Raw genomic sequence first — 16827 nt, 5'->3', positions numbered from 1 at the left:
CTGTCGGCCACAACCGCCCACGTCGTTTCCCGGTTGTTGGGTACGGCGTAACCAGATCTGACACAACCATTACTCTTTTCCGGTGACGCTGACTGCCCCACCACGGTTGCTCTTCGTGCACGCCCACCCGGACGACGAGAGTCTCTGGACCGGCGGCACCATCGCGCGCTACGCCTCGGCCGGCGCGCACGTCACCGTCGTCACCTGCACGCTGGGTGAAGAGGGCGAGATCATCCCGCCCGCGCTGGCGAACCTCGCCGCCGACGCAGCCGACCAGCTGGGTGGATACCGGGTGGGTGAGCTGAGATCCGCCTGCGCCGCACTCGGTGTGACGGACCACAGGTTCCTCGGCGGCATCGGCCGCTGGCGCGACTCCGGCATGGTCGACGTGCCGTCCAACGCCAAGCCGCGCGCGTTCGTCCAGGGATCGCTCGACGACCAGACCGCCCAGCTGGTCGAGATCCTGCGCGAGGTCAAGCCACAGGTCGTCGTGAGCTACGACGCGTTCGGCGGCTACGGCCATCCGGACCACATCCGCGCGCACGAGATCACGGTCGCCGCGTGCGCCCAGGTGTCCGAGGTCGAGCGGGTCTTCTACGCCGTGACGTCCCGCGACGCCACGAACGCCGGTGTGGCCGCGCTGGAGGCCGTCCCCGAGGCGTTCCGGCTGCCCGAGGCGGGCGAACTGCCGGCGACGCCGGATGAGGAGATCACCACGGTTGTCGACGTGTCGGAGCACCTGACGGCCAAGCGCCGCGCTTTGCGTGCACACTCGACGCAGGTCAGTGTGTGGGACAGCGGGTACGCGTTGTCGAACGACATCGCGCAGCCGCTGGTCGGTGCCGAGTACTACGTGCTCGCGAAGGGCTCGCCGGAGGGTGCGGCCGCGGATCTGTTCGGAGGACTTGGGTGACAGGTAGCTGGCGAGTCGTCTTCCTGGTGCTCCTGTGCGTCGAGGCAGCAGTGCTCGCCGTGCTCGAAACGATGTTCCTGCCGCTGCGCTTCGACGGCACGCTGCTGCCGGACCTGGGCGCCTGGCCGTTCCCGATCATGATCATCGTGGCCGGCGTCACGACGCCCCTGCTGGTGACGTGGGCGGCCGGGCTGTCCCAGCGGGTCCTGACCGCCGCGCTGCCGCTGCTGGTCTGGTTCTTCACGCTGCTGGTCTTCGGCTATCTCGAGCCGGGCTCCAACGCTAGCAACTCCGTGCTGCTGCTGCAGGACTGGCGCGGGCTGCTGATGCTCGCGGCCGGCGCGTTCCCCGGTGCCGTTGCCGTGGGTGCCGTGATGGCGCGCAACGCGGCGAACCGGCCGGGCCGCTACGAGCCCGCCGGGATCCAGTAGCGGTAGCGGTGGTGCTCGGTGCAGCCGAGTTCCTCGTACAGCCTGATCGCCGGCTCGTTGTGCTCGGCCACCTGCAGCACGCACGTCGTGGCGCCCTGTTCCAGGCCCCAGCCCGCCACCTCGCCCATGAGCCGCCTCGCGAGGCCCTGACGGCGCTGTGACGGCCGTACGGCGAGCCGGGCGACGTGCAGCACGTCCTCGACCACAGCGCCGCGCACAGCCGCGATCACGGTGTCGCCGGCGGTGGTGCTCGCGAAGCAGACGCCGCTCCCGCTGCCGAGCACGTGGCGTTGCGCGGCCGACACCTCGGGTCCGGCCGTGAGTTCCCACCATCCGGGAAGATCACGGCTCTCGGCTACGCCCTCCGCGAACTTCTCCAGCGGGCCTGTCATCACCAGTGACTCGGCACCGCCCGGATGATCCAGATCGACCCGCCAGCCGGCGGCTTCGATCGCGGACTCCGGGGGTGAGCCGTTGACCACATGCGCGGTGGGTTTGATGCCGTGCTCGCGGGCGAACCCTTGGACGGCCCTCAACGCGTCTGGAATCGGCATGCCGGGATCGCCGCAGGTCAGCGCGCTGTTGGCGCGGCCGGTGAAGCCCGCGGCGGCGCGCATCAACCAGTCTCCAAGCGGAACTTCTGCCAGGACGGGCCATGCTCGCGCGCAGAGTGATTCCAGGTGATCCACGGTGTGCACACGTCCATCCTCGCTAGGTTGGGAAGAGATTTTCCGAGTAGGGGTTGTGACGTGGCACACCGTGCAGCTAAGGCAAGCCTGACCGGGTGATACTCGAACGTGCCGCGTACTCTCCGGCTTGCGCGGTGTGACCGATGAAGTTGGAGAGCGCAGTGACTTATGTGATCGCCCAGCCGTGCGTGGATCTGCTCGACAAGGCGTGCATCGAAGAGTGCCCCGTCGACTGCATCTACGAAGGCGACCGGATGCTCTACATCCACCCCGACGAGTGTGTGGACTGCGGCGCGTGCGAACCCGTGTGCCCGGTGGAAGCCATCTACTACGAGGACGACGTCCCCGATGAGTGGAAGGACTACACCAAGGCGAACGTCGACTTCTTCAACGAACTCGGCTCGCCCGGTGGCGCGTCGAAGGTCGGCAAGGTCAGCGCCGACCCGGAGTTCGTGAAGGTCCTCGCGCCGCAGGCTGAGGGGCATTGATCATTTCACGCAGGGGCCCGGCGTTGCCGGACTTCCCGTGGGACCAGCTGGCAGACCACGCCGCCAAGGCGCGCAAGCACCCCGGTGGCGTGGTCGACCTGTCGGTCGGCACCCCTGTCGACCCGGTTCCCGCGGTGATCCAGTCCGCGCTGTCGTCGGTCTCCGACATTCCCGGCTACCCGACCACCCACGGCACTCCTGAGCTGCGTGCGGCCTTCGTCGCCGCAGTGGAGCGCCGGTACGGGATCGCCGGCCTCCCGCAGGCGGCGGTGCTGCCCACGATCGGCTCCAAGGAGCTCGTGGCGTGGCTGCCCACCCTGCTCGGCGTCGGGCCGGGCGACGTCGTGGCCGTGCCCGCCGTCGCGTACCCCACCTACGAGGTGGGCGCGCTGCTGGCGGGGGCCGAGGTCGTCCGCCTGGCCGACGGGGAACTGCCACCCGCCGGCACGAAGCTGGTGTGGCTCAACTCGCCGTCGAACCCGACCGGGCGAGTGCTGTCGGCCGAGCAGCTGCGGGACGCGGTCGCCGCCGCCCGCGCGGTCGGTGCGGTCGTGGCGTCGGACGAGTGCTACCTGGCGCTGCCGTGGGACTCCTCACCGGTGTCGGTGCTGCATCCGTCCGTTGTGGACTCGTTCGACGGGGTGCTCGCCGTGCACTCGCTGTCGAAGTCGTCGTCGCTCGCGGGCTACCGGGCCGGGTTCGTCACCGGCGACCCGGAACTGATCGCGGGCCTGCTGGAACTGCGCAAGCACGCCGGCATGATCGTGCCGCGGCCGGTGCAGGAGGCCATGCGCGCCGCCCTGGAGGACGACGCGCACGTGGCCGAGCAACGGTCCCGGTACCTGGCCCGGCGTGAGGTCCTGAAGCCCGCGCTGGAGGCGGCCGGGTTCACCGTGTCGCACTCGGAGGCCGGGCTCTACCTGTGGTCGTCCCGCGGTGAGGGCGCCTGGGAGACGATCTCGTGGCTGGCCGACCGCGGCATCCTGGCGGCTCCGGGCACGTTCTACGGACCGGCGGGCGCGAAGCACGTGCGGGTCGCGCTCACGGCCACCGACGAACGGATCGGCGCGGCAGCCGAGCGACTCAAGGCTTGAGAGCCGACCAGACCCTGCGGGTGAACTGGTTCGGTGGCACGGCATCCGTCGTGAGCCGCACCGACGTGCTGATCTCCTCGCCGCTCAGGCCGAGGCCGAGCACGAGGTGCCAGTGCAGGTCCCAGAGGTCGGAGAACGCTTCCAGTTCCACGTCGGCGTCCGCGCTGACGTGCAGCACGGCCGGTTCCGCGACGCGCACGACGCGTTCGACCGCCCGCACGTCCCGCGTGTTGGTGCGGAAGCTGAACGCCAGGTCGACCGTCTCGCTGTCGAGCCCGTACGTCGCGTACGAGTGACATCGGTGGTGCGGCAACGACAACGGCTGGTTCGTCTCCAGGTAGAGGTCGCCCTCGAACCGCAGCGTCGGCGAGTGCTGGCTCAACGTCGCACGGGCGCTGACGAACTCCCAGCCGGGCATGTCCAGCTTGGGCACCAGCAGTTCCAGCACCTCGCTGCGGCGGGCGGACCGGGTCCGTTCACCTGAGCGCCACGGGATTTCCCTGCTGTAGGGCTCTTTCTTCGTGACGAACACGTACGGCGCGTTGTCGGTCTGCAGGCTGAGAACGACGACGGTGCGGCCGCGCACCCAGTCGAACGCGACGGTGGTCAGACCCGGTGCCACGCCGTCGAAGTGGCTCTCGACCCGGGGCCACCAGCTCGACAGCTCCTCGGCCAGCGCACCTTTGACGTGCCGGCCCTTCTCGTCGACGCCGACGATCCACATGGCCTCCGACCCGCGCGCGGCGTTGCACAGCGCGGCGATCTGCCGGGCGGCCTTGCCGTGGTCGATCGGCCACTGGGTCTTGAACTCCACGAAGGAGTCCTCGGACTGCGCCCCCTCCAGGGCACGTTCGATCGCGGCGCGAGCGTTCAACTCCAGTCGCTGTTTCAGCACGTGCACCTCCTAGAGCCGGCAAGGGCCCAGTCTGCCTGCGCAGACCGGGCCCCAGACACCGAGTTCGCCTTGCGCTCAGTCGTTCGCGTGCAACGCGGCGTTCAGTTCGACGCCGGTGCCCTTCCGGGGCTTGACCTTCACCGTGCCGGTCACCGAGTCCCGGATGAACAGCAGGTTCGATTGTCCGCTCAAAGTGACCGCCTTGACGACCTCACCGTCCGGCAGCGTCACCTTCGTGCCGGCGGTGATGTAGAGACCCGCCTCGATCACGCAGTCGTCGCCGAGCGAGATGCCCAGGCCGGCGTTCGCGCCGAGCAGGCAGCGCTCGCCGATGCTGATGACCTGCCTGCCGCCGCCGGACAGCGTGCCCATGATCGACGCGCCACCGCCGACGTCCGAGCCGTCGCCGACCACGACGCCGCCGGAGATGCGGCCCTCGACCATCGAGCTGCCGAGCGTGCCGGCGTTGAAGTTCACGAAGCCCTCGTGCATGACCGTGGTGCCGGACGCGAGGTGGGCGCCGAGGCGGACCCGGTCCGCGTCGCCGATGCGGACACCGGACGGGACGACGTAGTCGACCATGCGCGGGAACTTGTCGATGCTGAACACCGTCACCGGGCCGCGCACGCGCAGGCGGGTGCGGGTCTGCTCGAAGCCGTCGACCGCGCACGGGCCGTGGTTCGTCCACACGACGTTCGTCAGCAGGCCGAACATGCCGTCGAGGTTCGCGCCGTGCGGCCTGATCAGGCGGTGGCTGAGCAGGTGCAGGCGGAGCCAGATGTCGTAGGTGTTCTCCGGTGCCGCTTCCAGGTCGATGGCGACCCTGACGCCGACGACCTCGACGCCGCGCTCCAGGTCCTCCCCGAGCAGCTTCGCGGCGGCCTCACCCAGGGCCTCCGCGATCTCGGCGGAGGACACGCGCACGGTGCCCAGCTCCGCCGTCCCGCCCAGAGCGGGGGACGGGTACCAGGTGTCGAGGACGGTGCCGTCCGGGGTCACAGTGGCCAGGCCGATGCCGTATGCGGTGCTCACGGCCACCAAGCCTAGTCCTAAGGGTCAGTCGGGCACTTCCGCGCTGAAGTACAGCGAGCCCAGGTCGCCGCGAGTCGCGATGAGGGCCTCGTTGCACTTCGACTGACGCGCGTCGGTGCTGGACACGTTGTCGACGCGCACCTCGGCGCACCGGTGCGCCGCGAAGTCGCCCACGGCGGTCATCAGCCGGGGCAGGACCTCGCTGACGTCCTGCTGGACCTGCCTGCCCTGCAGCGACCGGTCCAGCTGACGGGTCATGGTGCTGACGTCGTCGACCCACGCGGCGCAGTCGGCCGGGGTGAAGCTGTGCTGCGAGCCGCACGGCGCGGTGAACAACGTCCGGATCTCGCCGCACTGCCGGTCGCACGCGGCGGGAGCCTCGCCGCAGCCGGTAGCCATGAGCAGCAGGGAGATGACCAGGAGTGTGCGCTTGATCACGCACAGCACGGTATCGGCTGAACGGCTCAGCGCCCAAGCCGCCTGGGTAGGGTGAACCGCGTGTCCGACACCCTTGATCTGTTCGCCGACCCGATCGACCTGACGGCCTCGCTGGTGGATGTTCGCAGCGTGTCCGGGGAGGAGGCGGAGATCGCGGACCTCGTGCAGCGGTCGCTGGAACTCCACGCGCCCCACCTGGAGATCACCCGATCAGGGAACTCCGTGCTGGCTCGGACGACCTTCGGCCGGGAGCGCCGGGTGGTACTGGCCGGGCACCTGGACACCGTGCCGATCAACCAGAACTTCCCGAGCCGCCGCGAGGGCGATGTCCTGCACGGCTGCGGCACCGTCGACATGAAGGGCGGCGACGCGGTCATGCTCGCGATCGCGGCTCTGAGCCAGAACGCGCGCCACGACCTCACGTTCGTCTTCTACGACTGCGAGGAGATCGAGGCCGAACGCAACGGGCTCACCAGGATCGAGCGCGACCTCCCGGAGTGGTTGCTGGGCGACCTGGCGATCGTGTGCGAGCCGTCCGGCGGCACCGTCGAGGCGGGCTGCCAGGGCACGATGCGCATCGAGATCAGGACGTCCGGAAAACGCGCCCACACCGCCAGGGCGTGGATGGGCCGCAACGCCATCCACGGCCTGGGTGAGGCGCTGCGCAGGCTGGAGGCCTACGTGCCGCGCCAGCCCGAGATCGACGGCTGCCACTACCACGAGGGCCTGCAGGCCGTGAAGATCAGCGGCGGCGTCGCGGGCAACGTCGTGCCGGACGAGGCCGTGCTCACGGTCAACCACCGGTTCGCGCCGGACCGCACGGTGGAGCAGGCCGAACAGCACCTGCGCGAGGTGTTCGAGGGCTTCGACGTCACCGTCACGGACCGCGCCGCCGGTGCGCTGCCGGGCCTGGGCGCCCCTGCGGCACAGGAACTCGTGCAGGCCGCCGGCGGCACCCCGGTGGCCAAGCTGGGGTGGACGGACGTGGCGCGGTTCGCGGAGCTGGGCCTGCCCGCGATCAACTTCGGACCGGGCGATCCGACGCTGGCGCACACCCAGGAGGAGAACGTGCCGGTCCGGCAGATCACCGAGTGTTTCGCAGTGCTTAAGCGGTTTTTGCTGGACTGATCACTAGAATCTCAGTGATGACGGAAGAGACGAAGAACGGCGCCGTCGACGAGCGCCCCTCGGAGAAGCAACGCGGTCCGGTCGTGGAGAGGCGTGACCGCAAGGACGACCGCACCACCACCACGGACCAGCGCCTGCTGGACTCCCGTGGCCCCTCGGACTGGGTGCACACCGATCCGTGGCGGGTGCTGCGGATCCAGGCCGAGTTCGTCGAGGGTTTCGGCGCGCTGGCCGAGGTGCCGGCCGCGGTGACGGTCTTCGGATCGGCGCGCACCGGCCGTGACCACCCGGAGTACCAGACCGGGCGTGACCTGGGCGCGGCGCTGGCCGAGGCCGGGTTCGCGGCGATCACCGGGGGTGGCCCCGGCGCGATGGAGGCGGTCAACCGCGGTTGTTCGGAGGCCGGTGGCTTCTCGATCGGCCTCGGCATCGAGCTGCCGTTCGAGCAGGGCCTGAACCCGTGGGTCGATCTCGGCGTGAACTTCCGCTACTTCTTCGTGCGCAAGACCATGTTCATCAAGTACTCGCAGGCGTTCATCTGCCTGCCGGGTGGTTTCGGCACGCTCGACGAGCTGTTCGAGGCGCTGACCCTGGTGCAGACGAAGAAGGTCACGAAGTTCCCGGTCGTGCTGTTCGGAACCGAGTACTGGCAGGGTCTTTACGACTGGATCCAGAGCTCGGTGCTCGCGGGTGGCAAGGTCGGCGAGAAGGACCTCGCGCTGCTGCACCTGACCGACGACATCGACGACGCGGTGCGCGTGGTCAAGGACGCGCACAAGGCGTGGGCGGACTCGCACTAAAGCTCGTGTTCAGGGGCCACGGGCGACTTCCCGGACGTCGTCACGGGCCCCTTGGTCCTTCGAACGAGAAAAGTGAGAACCTCAGACCGTGTACGTAGCTGTGTACTGCGGAAGCCTCGCCACCGTCCCCCAGAGCTACATCGACCTCGCGGCGGAGGTCGGGCGCCAGATCGCGGCACGCGGCTGGCACCTCGTCTGGGGCGGCGGGCAGACGTCGATGATGGGCGCGGTGGCACGGCAGGCCAGGGCCGGCGGCGCGCACACCTACGGCGTCATCCCGAAGGGCCTGGCCACCAGGGAGATCGCCGACCACGAGTCGACGGAGCTGCACGTCGTCGACACCATGCGCGAACGCAAGAAGATGATGGACGACAAGGCGGACGCGTTCCTGACGCTGCCGGGTGGCATCGGCACCGCCGAGGAGTTCTTCGAGGTGTGGACGGCCGGCGTGCTGGGCATGCACGGCAAGCCCGTCGTGCTGCTGGACGTCGACAACCACTACAAGGGACTCGTCGAGTGGCTGACGGAGTTGCGGGACAAGGGTTTCGTCTCGCACGCCGCGCTGAAGTCGCTGATCGTCACGGACGACGTGTCAGTCGCCCTTGACGCTTGCGTCGTCTAGCCCCTTCGCCCTGGCCAGGACCTGGGTCTCCGGCAGCAGGTCCGGCAGCGGGCGGTACGGCGTCGCCGTCACCTCGAACCGCTTGCCGGACACCACCCTGCCCTGCCAGGAACCCGCGATCTCGCCGTCCACCAGGATCGCCCCGCGCCGGCCGAGGATGCGGAAGATGTCCTTCTGCGCCGCCTTGTCCGGCAGCAGCAGGTCGCGGTCGCGTGCCTGGAGGTACGGGTCGGTCGGCGGCAGGAGCCTGACCGCCGGCGGTTCGGCGCCGGCGATCTCCACCTCCTCCGGCAGCCACGCCTTCTCACCCTCGACGGTGACCTCGACCAGGCCCTCCTGCGGCCATCGCTTCTTGACCTCACGGGTCGACGTGCCGAAGTAACCGGCCACTTCGGACGGTCCGGCGGGGCCGTGCAGCGTCAGGTACCGGTGCACCAGCTCGTCGAAGCCCGCGGTCCTGCGCGGTACGCCCGGCCAGCCGTGGATGCGTTCGAACGTCACGGTCTTCTCCTCCGGGATGATCCGGAGACCCGCGGGCAGTGCGCCGAGGCGGAAGATCGGGTCGCTCACGTGCTCGGTCTGGCAGCCCCGGCACGGTTCGATCGTCTGCTTCGGAGCCAACGGCGTGAGCGCCTTGCTGACCTCGCCCTTGGTCATCGGCTTCGTGACGATCGACCTCATGGCGGTGGCTATGTGCCGCAGGGACGCCACCATGTCGTCCACCTTCGGACGTGCGGCGCGGGCACGGGCGTCGGCGTCGCTCCACGGCCACAGCGCGCGGGCGAACGCCTTCAGCTCGCCGGCCCGGTGCAGGTGAGGCGCACCCCGTACGGACCAGGTCACGGTGAAGTCCGCCGTCGACGGTGCGTCCAGCCGGGCGGCGAGACTCAGCAGGGCCGAGCCGGAGGTGTTGTCCTGGACGCCCAGGGAGAACACCGCCAGCTCGGCCGCGTCGCTGATCCGCCGGTCCAGTTCGTGCTGATGGATCCGGTGGAGGAGCACCTGTTTCCGGGTGAGGTCCACCCGGACATTCTTACGCCTTCGGAACCGTGAGGCTCGACGGTCCGAAGGTGACGGTTGAGCCACGCGTCGATTCCGTCTGGTAACGCGGGTCCACCGTGTCGATCACCAGGCCGAGCCGGTTGCCCGAGCCGACGTTCCAGACCGTCGGCTCCAGCTCCACGTCGAGCGTCTGCGTGCGGCCCGCACCCGTCACCTTGATCGGCTTGTGCGTGATCAGCGCGCCGAGACCCAGCGGCCCGACCTCGTACAGGTACGCGAACAACGTCGTCGTCTCCGCACTCGGTGTGACCTGGAGCCTGAGCTTCGGCGTGCCGGCGAGCGTCGCACCGCCCGGGTACTGCGGTCCGCCCCACACGCCCGCGACGTTGCGGTCGACGAACGGCAGCGACACCCCGGTCGGGATGTTCAGGAACCCTTGCAGCGCACCGGAGAGCAGGAGCGTGCCGCTGTCGGCGACGGTGCCCCAGCCGGCGTGGATCCTCTTGCCGGCGAGCTGCACCGTGTCCGCGTTGCCGTTCGGCCAGGCGCCGAACTTCTTCCACGTGCCGCCGTTGTTGGGCTTGAGCTGCACCGGCTGTTCGGCGTCGATGCCGTTGGCCGTGCCCTTGACGTAGCGGTCGAACCAGCGGCCGGTCGACTCCCAGATCTCGTTGGGCAGCCCCGCCGCGCCGAACAGTTCGGCGGTGGCGTGGTCACCCGGCGAGAGCATGAGCCGCTTGGGACCGGTGAGCCGACCGTAGAAGTCCGCGACCTGGCCGGGCGCGAAGAGACCGTCGTTCCAGGCGTTGCCGATCATCACCGCGGTGCCGTTGGCGTTGATCTGGGCGATCTTCGAGGCGGCGGAACGGCCCTCGGAGATCGGCAGGACGTCCGCGAACCTGCCGTCGCGGTAGGCGTCCTCGGCTTCGACGAGGACGGGTCCGGGACGTCCGGTGGCCTTGCCCGCGGCCAGCAGCAACTCGACGGCCTGCTTGTTCACGGTGTTGTTGGGGTAGAGCGAGCGGGCCAGGTCGGTCCAGGTGCTCAACGCCGACACGGCCTTGATGCGCTTGTCGACGGCGGCGGCGAGCAACGACTGCCCGGCGCCGTAGGAGATCCCGGCCGCGCCGACCTTGGTGCCGTCGGCGTGCGCGTTGGCGATGGCCCAGTCGATGACCTTGCTGACGTCACCGACGGTGTCCGGTCCGGCGACGTCGATCTGGCCGCCCGAGTCCCAGAAGCCGCGGCTGGTGTAGCTCACCACGACGTAGCCGGACTCCTTGGCGAGCTTGGCCGCCGCGCCGACGTACTCGATGTTCGGGACCGCCCAGCTGGACGGCATGACGAGCAACGGGAAGGGGCCGCTGCCCTGTCCGGTCGGTTCGACGACGAGTGCCTTCAGGGCGGTGCCGCCGACGCCGGTGATCGACTCGTACGAGATCTGGTGTCCGGGGGCCGCGATGGCAGCCGGAGTACCGAGCAGGGTTGAGAGGAGTACCAGCACTAGAACAAGTGACCGTCGCACTCTGGTCCTCCTTGACCATGACGTAGATCACACAGGGGTGTTACCGGGGAGTAAACCAGCTACCTACTCGTGAGTAGCAACGTCTGTGAGTCAGGTCACTGTTTACGCTGGAGGGTGTGAACCGATTCCGCGTCACTGACCTGCCGAAAGACCGAGTGCTGGTCGTTGCGCATCTGACCAGCGCGGATGTCCTGGACCAGGCCATGGCTGACGGCGCCGACATCGTCGAGTTCGCCGGTGAACTGGACCTGCCGTCGCTGACCGGGACGGTGGAGGTGGTGACCATCCCCGCAGGGGACGAGGACTTCACGCTCGCGGCTGCCACAGTGGCTGCGATGTCCGGAGCACGCGCCGTTCGTGCGTCCGACGTACGGCAGGCGAGGAAGGTCGTGGAGATGGTCGCGAGCGTGAGGGGCACCCGTCCGCCGGCCCGTGCGATGCGGGCGCTCGCCTGATGCTGCCTTCCGTCGAAGCCTGGTTCGCCTCGCACACCTGGCAGCAGCCGTCGTGGACTCCTGCCGAGCTGGTCGCGCTGAAGCGCGGCCGGACCGTGTCCGTCGTGCTGCCCGCGTTGAACGAGGAGGAGACCGTCGGGGACGTGGTCTCCGTGGTCCGGCCGTTGCTTGGCACGCTCGTGGACGAGCTGGTGGTGATGGACTCCGGCTCGACCGACCGGACGGTGGAGGTCGCCTCCGCCGCCGGTGCGCGGGTCGTGCTGCGCGAGGACGTCGTGCCGTGGCTTCCGCCGTTGCCGGGCAAGGGCGAGGTGCTGTGGCGGTCGCTCGCCGCGACGTCCGGGGACCTGATCGTGTTCCTGGACTCCGACCTGGTGGACCCGGAGACCGCGTTCGTCACGGCGTTGCTGGGGCCGTTGCTGCTGGATGGCGGCGTGCATCTGGTGAAGGGGTTCTACCGGCGGCCGTTGCGGCTGGAGAGCTCCGGCGGCGGCCGGGTGACCGAACTGGTGGCGCGGCCGTTGCTGAACACGTTGCGCCCCGAGCTTTCCGGTGTCGTGCAGCCACTCGGTGGCGAGTACGCGGCGACCCGGTCCTTTTTGGAGTCCGTGCCGTTCGCGGCCGGGTACGGCGTGGAGATCGGGCTGTTGCTCGACGTGCACCGGATGCACGGCCTTTCCGCGCTGGCGCAGGTGAACCTGGGTGTGCGCAAGCACCGGAACCGGTCGTTGCTGCAGCTCGGGGCGATGTCGTCGCAGATCATGGGGACGGCTCTGGCGCGCTGCGGTGTCGAGGCGGAATCCGGTCCGTTGACGCAGTTCGTGCAGGTCGGCGGCGAGTGGCTACCCGACTCGACCGACGTGCTCGTGGCCGATCGGCCCCCGATGGCGCACGTGATCAAAAAGGGCTAGCTGCTCCTCCCGGTGGGTGGCGACCAGCGCGGTGCCCTGGCAGTTGTCCAGGACCTTGCCGAGCACGCGGTCGGCCTGGTCCGGGTCGAGGCCTTCGGTGGGCTCGTCCATGAGCAGGATCTCCGGGTTCGCCAGCACCGACCTGGTGAGGATCAGGCGCTGTCGCTGGCCTCCCGAGATCTCCTCACCGCGTTCGCCGACGACCCGGTCCCAGTCGAGATCCAGTTCGGTGATCCTGGCTGCCCTGTCGAGTTGTTCCTGGGTGGCATCGGGTTTGGCCAGCAGGACGTTCGTGCGGACCGTGGTGTGGAAGACGTGGGCGTCGGCCAGCGCGCCCTTGCTCGGTTCGAGTTTCCGCGCGATGGCGTTGAGGAGCGTCGTCTTGCCCGAACCGCTCGGGCCGACGATGGCCGTTCTGCCGGTCAGCTCGGGGGTTTCCGGGCTGTGGGCCGGTTCGGGCTCGTCGGTGGGTTCCGGGACGGGCTTGGTGAGGGCTGCGAGCGGGACGGTGATCTCGAACGTGGCGACGGCGGCCATGACCAGCCAGGCCGGTTCGTGCTGGGCGAGCATCAGCAGTGCCGCGCCGAACTGGACGGCGATCGCCAGCGGCGTCAGGTCTCTCGTGCGTTCCCTGCGGGACAGCTCCTTCGCGGTCTTGGTGGCGGCGCGGAGTTTTTCGTCGAACAGGCCGTAGGCGATGAGTTCTTCTTTGCTGTGGACCAGTTCGGTGGTTTGTTCGGTCAGCCTGGCGCGCAACGGGGTGAGGTCCCGTGGCCTGCGGACGGCGAGCCACGGGAGCAGGGCGAGGTTGATCAGCAGACCGGCGACCAGTGGCAGGGAGAAGCCCGAAGCGGCCGTGACGATGGTGCCGACCAGCGCGGCGGTGATCCACGGGAGCGTGGCGCGGAGCCTGGTGTCGAGCTGCTGGTCGACGTTCGTGACGATGCGGGTCAGGGCCGTGCCGGACGGGATGTGCCTGCGGTGCGCGAGGTCGTCGTAGACCCGGCCGCGCAGTTCGACGGCCTCGCTGAGCACGGCCCTGTGGCTCGTCAGGCGTTCCAGGTAGCGCAGGGCGCCCTTGGCGAGCGCGAGCGTGCGGACCGCGACGATCGCCACGGTCAGGGCGTGCATCGGCGGGTGCTCGGCGGCGCGCATGATCAGCCACGTCGCGGTCGCGGTGAGACCGACGCCGGCGAGTTCGGCGAGCGTGCCGACGAGGATCGCGAGCTTCATACCGCGACCACCCTGTCGACCTCGCCGAGCAGTGCGGGCCGGTGCGCGACGATCACCGCGGTCCGGCCTCGGGTGAACTCGCGGGCTGCTTCGAGCACAAGGGACTCCGTTTCCGCGTCGAGGTGTGCGGTCGGTTCGTCGAGCAGGAAGAGCCCTGCCTGACGCCGGTCCAGGGCGTTGGCCAGCGCGACCCGCTGCTGCTCACCGGACGAGAGGTTCGCCGGGACGAGAGTGGGCCGTTGCGGCACCCAGGACAGCGCCGCCAGCCACTGCCCGTGGTCGATCTCGCGCAGGTCGACGCCACCGACGAGCACGCGGCCGTGGTCGGGTCGCACGAAACCCAGCAGCAGCCCGAGAATCGTGCTCTTGCCCGCACCGCTCGGGCCGACCAGTGCGATCCGGTCGCCGGGCCGGATGCGCAACGAGAAGTTCTTCAGGCTGCGGACGCTCACGCCGTCGATCACGATCTCGGCCTGAGCGAGGTCCGGCGGAGCCTGGCCCGTGGTTTCCCGGTGTGCCGGCACTTTGGCGAGGACCTCGCGGCCCTGGGCGCTCGCGTGGTACTGGGCGCCGGCGGCCCTGAGCGGCAGAAATGCCTCCGGGGCAAGGAGAAGAACGAGGAGCGCGGTGTGCAGCGGCACTCCGCCGCCGAGCAGCCGGAGGCCGACCGGCACGGCGACGAGCGCGACCGACATCGTGGCCACGAGCTCCAGCACGAACGCCGACAGGAACGCGACCCTGAGCGCCGACATCGTCTCGGTCAGGTGCCGCGCGGCCAGCGTGCGGACGGTCGTGGACTGCGCCTCGGCCCGCCCGAACGCCCGCAGCGTGCCGATTCCCTTGACCACGTCCAGAAAGTGCCCGCCGAGGGTGGCCAGCGCGTCCCACTGGCGGGCCGTCCGTTCACGGGTGTGGGCGCCGACCAGCGCGCCGAAGATCGGGATCAACGGCAGGGTCGCGAGGATCGTCAACGCGGCCGTGAGGTCCGCGAACGCCAGCCTGATCACCACCGCGAGCGGCACGGCCACCGCCAGAACCTGTTGCGGCAGATACCCGACGACATACGGCGTCACGTCGTGCACGCCCCTTGTGACCAGCGTGGCGACCTCGCCGGCCTTGGTGCCGGGCGAACGCAGGAACGCTTCCCGCAGCCGCGCCCGAGTCCGTTCGGCGGCCCGGTGCGCCCACTCGCGGTGCCCCCACCAGACCAGCACTCGTGCGCCGATCACCAGGCACAGCAGGAGAAGTCCCGTTCCGCCGCTCAGCACCGACGCCAGGAGTTCGGCCTGGGCGAGCACCAGGAGCGGGATCGGGATCAGCGCGAGGAGATGGCGACGATCGACCATTGCACCAGCACCACCAGCGGGATGATCGGGATCGCGACCCACGCGAGCAGGCCGAGAGTGTCGTCGTGCGCCATGAGGCCGGTGACGTCGATCGAGCTGAACGCCAGCGGGATCGGCAGCGCGCAGAGCAGCGCGGTGACGGGGAACAGCTTCCAGCGCCGGGTCTGGAACACCCAGCCGTGCACCGCGAACAGCACCGGCATGACGAATGCGACGGGCCAGGGGGCGTGCAGCAGGTGCGCCAGGAACAGCCCCCAGCCCACGGACACCATCAGCGCGCCCGTGAACACCAGCCACCACCACAGCCGCAGTTGCACGGCCGCCATGAACAGCACCAGCCCGGCCAGGACCAGCGTGAACGTGCTGTGCGCGCCGGACAGCAGTTCGCCTTCGAGCCGCGGGAAGGCCGCGAACAGCACGCCGATCGCGGCGACCAGCCACACCTCGTTGCCCAGGAAGAACGGGTTCATCCGCCGCAGGGAGACCTCGCGTCCGCGGAACGGCAGCAGAAGTCCGGTGCCGTAGTCGAAGCCGGCCAGAGCGAAGTACCCGACGGTGAGAACACCGAGCACGGTCAGCCAGAGAGTTTCCATCAGAGCGTCACCACCATCGGCGAAACGGGAGCGGGCGCCACGTCCGGACCACGGCGGACCGCACGTGCGATCAACACCCAGTCGACGCACGCCAGCACCAGGAACAGGAACGTGAACACGATGAGCGACAACAGGATCTGCGAAGCGTCCACATGGGACACCGCGTCCTCGGTGCGCAGCAGGCCGTAGACCAGCCACGGCTGCCGCCCGATCTCCCGGAACATCCACCCGAAGATGGCCGCGACGAAGGGGAACGGGATGCCGATCACCATGAGGTACAACGGAAAACGCATCCGGATCACGGCGTCCTTCACGAGCAACGGCAGCGTGAGCCAGCTGACCATCGTCAGCCCCATCCCGATGAGGATCATGAACCCGAGCGGTGCGCCGATCCACGGCGCCGCCTCGGTCTTGTCCGGCTGGAACTTCGCGATCACCGGGAACTGCGCGAACCCTGCCCCGATCAACGCCGGAGTGGCCAGCGCCGTGGTGACCACGCCCATCCGCAACGAGCGCCGGAAGAAGTCGACCTCGGGCGTCCGCTTGATGAAGTGGTACGCCGACACCCCGGTCATGAACACGCCGCCGACCGTGATCGCCGCGAAGACCACGTGCGTCAGCGCCGAGGTGAAGGTCGGGTTGGTCAGCAACGCGCCGAAGTCGTCCAGCCGCAACACGTTCCCGTCGACCCGGTAGCCGACGGGGTGCTGCAGGAACCCGTTCGCCGCCATGATCCAGAACGCCGACGCGAACGCGGTCAGCGCCGTCAGGTACAGCAGCGCCAGGTGCAGCCAGCGGTTGAGCCGGCCCCAGCCGAAGATCCACAACCCGAGGAACGTCGACTCCAGGAAGAACGCGATCAGCGTCTCCATCGCGAGCGGCGCGCCGAACACGTCACCGGCGTAGGTCGCGAGCCCGGACCAGTTGAGTCCGAACTGGAACTCCATCACGATGCCGGTGACGATCCCCAGCGCGTAGTTGATCACGTAGATCCGGCCCCAGAACCGCGTCATCCGCTCGTGCACGGGCGCGCCGGTGATCGTGAACCTCGTCTGCATGACCACGAGCAGGGTGACCAGGCCCAGCGTGAGCAGCACGAACAGGAAGTGGAACGACGTGGTCGTCGCGAACTGGAGCCGGGCGAGGTCTACTGCGCTCATGGGTAGGGACGGTATGTGTAGCTCGCCTACTTATTAAGGCCCGAAAGCGCATCTCAGGGGGATCTCAGGGCT

At 69.2% G+C, this 16827-nt stretch carries 19 protein-coding genes; 9 read left to right on the top strand and 10 right to left on the bottom strand.

Annotated elements, in window-relative coordinates; genetic code table 11:
- The first annotated feature begins 82 nt into the window (after window positions 1–82).
- Both mshB and BLR21_RS19040 read left to right on the top strand, forming a co-directional pair.
- On the top strand, window positions 83–913 hold the full coding sequence (gene mshB / locus BLR21_RS19045) for an N-acetyl-1-D-myo-inositol-2-amino-2-deoxy-alpha-D-glucopyranoside deacetylase (protein ID WP_090007186.1): 831 nt from the start codon (window positions 83–85) through the stop codon (window positions 911–913).
- Entirely contained in the window at window positions 910–1344 is a 435-nt protein-coding gene (locus tag BLR21_RS19040; RefSeq protein ID WP_090007185.1) for a hypothetical protein, read from the top strand. Before mshB ends, BLR21_RS19040 begins: the two co-directional genes overlap by 4 nt.
- On the opposite strand, the gene BLR21_RS19035 is transcribed toward BLR21_RS19040, so the two are convergent.
- Window positions 1320–2033 (bottom strand): GNAT family N-acetyltransferase, encoded by a 714-nt coding sequence (locus BLR21_RS19035; protein ID WP_420843898.1) that lies wholly within the window; start codon window positions 2031–2033, stop codon window positions 1320–1322. The genes BLR21_RS19040 and BLR21_RS19035 overlap by 25 nt on opposite strands.
- Window positions 2034–2194: 161 nt before the next feature.
- On the opposite strand from BLR21_RS19035, the gene fdxA reads away from it, so the two are divergent.
- Both fdxA and dapC read left to right on the top strand, forming a co-directional pair.
- Entirely contained in the window at window positions 2195–2521 is a 327-nt protein-coding gene (gene fdxA, locus BLR21_RS19030) for a ferredoxin (protein WP_030480843.1), read from the top strand.
- A 2-nt stretch (window positions 2522–2523) separates the two neighbouring features.
- Entirely contained in the window at window positions 2524–3615 is a 1092-nt protein-coding gene (dapC, locus tag BLR21_RS19025; RefSeq protein ID WP_090007433.1) for a succinyldiaminopimelate transaminase, read from the top strand.
- Here dapC and BLR21_RS19020 read toward each other — a convergent pair.
- The 3 genes from BLR21_RS19020 to BLR21_RS19010 all read right to left on the bottom strand — a co-directional run bounded on the left by BLR21_RS19020 (window position 3605) and on the right by BLR21_RS19010 (window position 5980).
- On the bottom strand, window positions 3605–4510 hold the full coding sequence (locus tag BLR21_RS19020; RefSeq protein WP_143027771.1) for a hypothetical protein: 906 nt from the start codon (window positions 4508–4510) through the stop codon (window positions 3605–3607). The genes dapC and BLR21_RS19020 overlap by 11 nt on opposite strands.
- Before the next feature lie 75 nt (window positions 4511–4585).
- Window positions 4586–5542, bottom strand: coding sequence for a 2,3,4,5-tetrahydropyridine-2,6-dicarboxylate N-succinyltransferase (gene dapD / locus BLR21_RS19015; protein WP_256334786.1), 957 nt, complete (start codon window positions 5540–5542; stop codon window positions 4586–4588).
- A 24-nt stretch (window positions 5543–5566) separates the two neighbouring features.
- Window positions 5567–5980 carry a hypothetical protein gene (locus BLR21_RS19010; RefSeq protein ID WP_143027770.1) on the bottom strand — a complete coding sequence of 138 codons (414 nt, stop codon included), beginning with the start codon at window positions 5978–5980 and terminating at the stop codon, window positions 5567–5569.
- Window positions 5981–6040: 60 nt separating this feature from the next.
- Here BLR21_RS19010 and dapE point away from each other — a divergent pair, with 60 nt between their 5' ends.
- The 3 genes from dapE to BLR21_RS18995 all read left to right on the top strand — a co-directional run bounded on the left by dapE (window position 6041) and on the right by BLR21_RS18995 (window position 8530).
- Complete coding sequence (dapE, locus tag BLR21_RS19005) at window positions 6041–7108, top strand: succinyl-diaminopimelate desuccinylase (RefSeq protein WP_090007180.1); 1068 nt, start codon at window positions 6041–6043, stop codon at window positions 7106–7108.
- Between the two features lie 17 nt (window positions 7109–7125).
- A complete protein-coding gene (locus BLR21_RS19000) occupies window positions 7126–7908 on the top strand; it encodes an LOG family protein (protein WP_090007179.1) in 783 nt (260 codons plus the stop codon).
- 88 nt (window positions 7909–7996) lie between these two features.
- The gene (locus BLR21_RS18995; protein WP_090007178.1) at window positions 7997–8530 is read left to right on the top strand and encodes an LOG family protein; all 534 of its coding nucleotides are present in this window, start codon (window positions 7997–7999) and stop codon (window positions 8528–8530) included.
- Here BLR21_RS18995 and BLR21_RS18990 read toward each other — a convergent pair.
- A complete protein-coding gene (locus tag BLR21_RS18990; protein WP_176929697.1) occupies window positions 8501–9553 on the bottom strand; it encodes a winged helix DNA-binding domain-containing protein in 1053 nt (350 codons plus the stop codon). The two genes, BLR21_RS18995 and BLR21_RS18990, sit on opposite strands and share 30 nt — an antisense overlap.
- Window positions 9554–9563: 10 nt before the next feature.
- Complete coding sequence (locus tag BLR21_RS18985; protein ID WP_090007176.1) at window positions 9564–11057, bottom strand: CocE/NonD family hydrolase; 1494 nt, start codon at window positions 11055–11057, stop codon at window positions 9564–9566.
- Window positions 11058–11173: 116 nt separating this feature from the next.
- Here BLR21_RS18985 and BLR21_RS18980 point away from each other — a divergent pair, with 116 nt between their 5' ends.
- On the top strand, window positions 11174–11512 hold the full coding sequence (locus BLR21_RS18980) for a hypothetical protein (protein ID WP_090007175.1): 339 nt from the start codon (window positions 11174–11176) through the stop codon (window positions 11510–11512).
- Complete coding sequence (locus tag BLR21_RS18975) at window positions 11512–12423, top strand: glucosyl-3-phosphoglycerate synthase (RefSeq protein ID WP_090007174.1); 912 nt, start codon at window positions 11512–11514, stop codon at window positions 12421–12423. Before BLR21_RS18980 ends, BLR21_RS18975 begins: the two co-directional genes overlap by 1 nt.
- On the opposite strand, the gene BLR21_RS18970 is transcribed toward BLR21_RS18975, so the two are convergent.
- The 4 genes from BLR21_RS18970 to BLR21_RS18955 are packed head-to-tail and all read right to left on the bottom strand — an operon-like array spanning window position 12355 to window position 16755.
- Window positions 12355–13656, bottom strand: a complete 1302-nt coding sequence (locus BLR21_RS18970) for an amino acid ABC transporter ATP-binding/permease protein (protein ID WP_090007173.1) — start codon at window positions 13654–13656, stop codon at window positions 12355–12357. The genes BLR21_RS18975 and BLR21_RS18970 overlap by 69 nt on opposite strands.
- Window positions 13653–15002: an ABC transporter ATP-binding protein/permease gene (locus BLR21_RS18965; RefSeq protein WP_090007172.1), complete on the bottom strand. Its 1350-nt coding sequence runs from the start codon at window positions 15000–15002 to the stop codon at window positions 13653–13655. The genes BLR21_RS18970 and BLR21_RS18965 overlap by 4 nt, the downstream gene beginning before the upstream one ends.
- Window positions 14972–15595, bottom strand: coding sequence for a cytochrome d ubiquinol oxidase subunit II (locus BLR21_RS18960; protein ID WP_090007171.1), 624 nt, complete (start codon window positions 15593–15595; stop codon window positions 14972–14974). The genes BLR21_RS18965 and BLR21_RS18960 overlap by 31 nt, the downstream gene beginning before the upstream one ends.
- The gene (locus BLR21_RS18955) at window positions 15595–16755 is read right to left on the bottom strand and encodes a cytochrome ubiquinol oxidase subunit I (protein WP_090007170.1); all 1161 of its coding nucleotides are present in this window, start codon (window positions 16753–16755) and stop codon (window positions 15595–15597) included. The genes BLR21_RS18960 and BLR21_RS18955 overlap by 1 nt, the downstream gene beginning before the upstream one ends.
- Window positions 16756–16827: the final 72 nt, after the last annotated feature.

This window comes from Lentzea albidocapillata subsp. violacea (genome assembly GCF_900100275.1).
In the GTDB taxonomy this organism is placed as follows: Bacteria; Actinomycetota; Actinomycetes; order Mycobacteriales; family Pseudonocardiaceae; genus Lentzea; species Lentzea violacea.
The sequence above is the reverse complement of the archived record's forward strand: the minus strand, read 5'-3'. Positions and strand labels throughout refer to the sequence as shown.